The sequence below is a fragment of the Ligilactobacillus murinus DSM 20452 = NBRC 14221 genome (assembly GCF_001591685.1).
GTDB lineage: Bacteria > Bacillota > Bacilli > Lactobacillales > Lactobacillaceae > Ligilactobacillus > Ligilactobacillus murinus.
In genome coordinates this window covers 1-3,123 of the sequence record NZ_BCVJ01000092.1, presented here as the reverse complement: position 1 = coordinate 3,123, position 3,123 = coordinate 1, and the positions used below count along the sequence as shown (strand labels likewise).

General features: G+C 35.6%; 2 protein-coding genes and 1 pseudogene. 2 read left to right on the top strand and 1 reads right to left on the bottom strand.

Features of this window, described 5'->3' with window-relative positions:
- Nucleotides 1–143 precede the first annotated feature (143 nt).
- Nucleotides 144–860, top strand: a complete 717-nt coding sequence (locus LMU01S_RS09790; protein ID WP_056958672.1) for a GntR family transcriptional regulator — start codon at nucleotides 144–146, stop codon at nucleotides 858–860.
- A gap of 52 nt (nucleotides 861–912) precedes the next feature.
- Here the strand turns inward: LMU01S_RS09790 and LMU01S_RS09785 are convergent, their stop codons facing one another.
- Nucleotides 913–2,367: a helix-turn-helix domain-containing protein gene (locus LMU01S_RS09785; protein WP_056958671.1), complete on the bottom strand. Its 1,455-nt coding sequence runs from the start codon at nucleotides 2,365–2,367 to the stop codon at nucleotides 913–915.
- Nucleotides 2,368–2,919: 552 nt separating this feature from the next.
- On the opposite strand from LMU01S_RS09785, the pseudogene LMU01S_RS09780 reads away from it, so the two are divergent.
- Nucleotides 2,920–3,123, top strand: a pseudogene (locus LMU01S_RS09780) (hypothetical protein); the annotation flags it as partial.

Below are 3,123 nucleotides of genomic sequence, written 5' to 3'. Positions count from 1 at the left end.
AAAAAATTCGAATGGTCTTCTTTACAGATAGAGACTTATGTCACAGCCTCTTTTTTAAGTCTAGTTTTACCTTTGCATTACGTTAAAAGTATTGCTACTATATTCTTAAAGTAAATACAATACAGGAATATGGGGGGACTAAGATGGAGCCAAAATATAAACAGATCCTAAAAACAGTCAAAAAACAGATCATTGATGGGAAGTATCCTGCTGGTAGTATGATCCCAGATCAAAACACATTGGCACGTGATTTTAAAACTAGTCGGATGACAGTCAAAAAAGCTCTAGATATGTTAGCGGTCGAGGGTTTCATCTATTCTAAAAGAGGAGCTGGGACCTTTGTAAAAAAGAATGCCTTAGCGCAAAAAGATGCCTTACCAGTAGATAGTTATGGGGGCTTGAGTAGTCAATTCAGTAAAGCGCGGGTCAAAAGTAAACCGATCGTTTTTGATGTGACTTTTCCTACGCCTGAGGTCAAGGAACGTTTAGAATTGAAGCAAAATGAACCAGTCTATGAGATCTTACGTTTGCGTTTTGTTGATAATGAACCGTATGCTTTGGAGCATACCTTTATGCCGATCAGCTTAGTACCTAACTTAAGTCAAGAAGTTCTCTTTGATTCGATCTATGCTTATTTGACTAAAGAAATTCATTTAGAGATCGGCGGCGCCTTTCGTAAGATCTCTGCCGAAAAAGCTTCAAAAAATGATCTTAAGTATTTAGCATCCGCTGAAACTGATCCGATCTTGCAAGTCGAGCAAGTCGTTTACTTACAAGATGGGCGCCCTTTTGAATACTCGATCAGTCGCCATCCTTATAATGGAAAACACGCATATACGATCTTTGACCGTAAAAATTAAACTAAAATGACCTCCAATAGTCGTCGCTTTAAACGCTAGTGGAGGTCATTTATTAGTTTAAAAGTAAAGGTTGGTACATTTCGCTTTCAAGTTGTGAGACAGCATCTTCGAGCAATTTTACATTATTGGGAACTTCTAGGTCATCTAAATATAGGATCGGTGCTTTAAAGCTAGCTAGATCTTGGAGATTAAAATCAGCGATCACCAGATCATAGTGGGCTTGTTCAAGATAATCATTGACCGAGATATTGTGCCCTTTACTTAAAATATTTTGGATCTCAGTGATGTATGCATAGCGCGTTGCGATCGGAAGCTGTGAGACGACTCCGATACTGATACAACGGCGCTTCATGTTTTTATGAGGATAGATCATCATTTTAAGGTTATCGCGGACCGCTTGTAATTTATAAGTATTGAGTTTAAAGCTTTGTGCTAGCGGGATATTTAAGATCTCAGCGATAACTTTTTCTTCAAAAGGTTGCGAGGCTTCCTTTTTGACTTCAAGGTTAAGGATATTATTTGAGTAATAGTAACCTTCAAGCAATAAAAGTTTATTGATCGTAAAATAAAGGCTGCTACGCAAAGCATTGAAATCATTATTGAAATTATAGCTATTTGTCAAGATCGTCGTAGCCTGTTCAAGTAATTGTTGACATTTTGAATGTTTAAACAATGAATTTATCTCAGTGACTGGATAGCTGATGATATTATGGGTGTTTAAAAAAATAAACGTCAAATAGCTGTAGTATTCAACTAAGTCATGATCTAAAAAGACCCAATTTTGCTTGAAATAATTTGTTAAAGCTTGATAAAGTGGAGTCACTTTAACTTCAAAAAATAGCGTACTAGCCTTTTGTTTACTAAAATAAGTTTGGATCAATTCATGCTTATTACTTAATAAAGATAGCCATAGACTGATCTGATCATTTTGAATGATGCTCAAATGAGACCCGAGTTTTTCTTTGGCATATGCTTTGAAACCATGGTCAGAAATAATGAATTTTCTTAGAGCTGTGCCTTTAGCATGATTGTTCCAGTAAAAATTAAAATAAAAATAAAAGAACTGTGCTCCAGTGCCACGCAACATATTTTGTTTGATCTCTAAGTTGAATTCGCGTAAAAGTTCGTTACATTCGCCGATCAATTTATTGGTAGAAGTCAAACTGATATTTAAGGAGCGTGCGGTTTCTTCCCGGGTCAACGTTGAATGTTTAAAATAAAGATCTAGGAGTTGAAAGCGTAATGATGAAGATAAGATCTGTTTATTTAAACTTTGAACTGCTTGGCTGTTATAAGGGAGATCCAAAATGATCTCATGGCGTGTCACAGTCAATAACTGGGGATCAAACCCATTGATCTGTTCAGTCAGCTGACTTAAGGTCGGAGAGGTGATCTTGAGGGCTTGACAGAGCTCGGATTTATGGATGTGATTATTATGTAAATGTAGCAGTAGTAATAAAGAATAGATCTGTAGACTCTTATGATCAAAGAGCTGTTCATTATGCATGGCGGCCGCCTCCAACGATAAATCTTAAGTTATTATAAAAAATTTAAACAATGAAATTATATAATAACTTTAGTAATTTTGGCAATATTGCTTCAAAGTTGCGCACGATCAAGGATTGTTTGTTAAAAAAATATTTCATCCTATAATTTTATAGTTATTTTTTGATAACTAATAATGAAACAAGAAATTTTTTTTATTTATATAAATTGGCGTTTTTTTAGCTTGATTTGATTTTAAAAGGGGAACGAACTATCGAAAATGAACAGTTTTGAACGGTGGAGCTAAATTTTTGAGTAAAGAAAAGGTTTGATCTTTAAGGAAAAACACGTTTTTTTGAGATCAAATAAAAACAAAGAATATTTTTAGGCGGTGTTATGGCGTAGATTATTACTTGTAAGGCATGAGAGTGTCTGGCTGATTTGATAATTTACGTTAACTATTGTACGTTTAATTGTTATTGCATGGTGCAAGTATCAATGTATATCCTCATAAAGACGGTGATAGTTGGCTAAATCCAAATTGCTAAACCGTTATCTAACATGGGGGCAAGCAATGACTAAGAATAAAACTTTGGTACTAGGCATTTGTGGACCAGTAGGTGTTGGCAAAACTTTATTGATCCAACGTATCCAAGCGATGCTTAGTGAGCGCTATTCGCTAGCCACGTTAAGTGATGGTATTTTTACAGTAAAGGACCTAAATTACGTCCCACCTTTAATGACGCCTAGCCGGAAATCCCGTGACTTTAGTCATGGG

Coding starts and splice junctions, on each gene's coding strand:
- LMU01S_RS09790 (WP_056958672.1), top strand. CDS start 144: ATGGAGCCAAAATATAAACAGATCCTAAAAACAGTCAAAAAACAGATC.
- LMU01S_RS09785 (WP_056958671.1), bottom strand. CDS start 2,367: ATGCATAATGAACAGCTCTTTGATCATAAGAGTCTACAGATCTATTCT.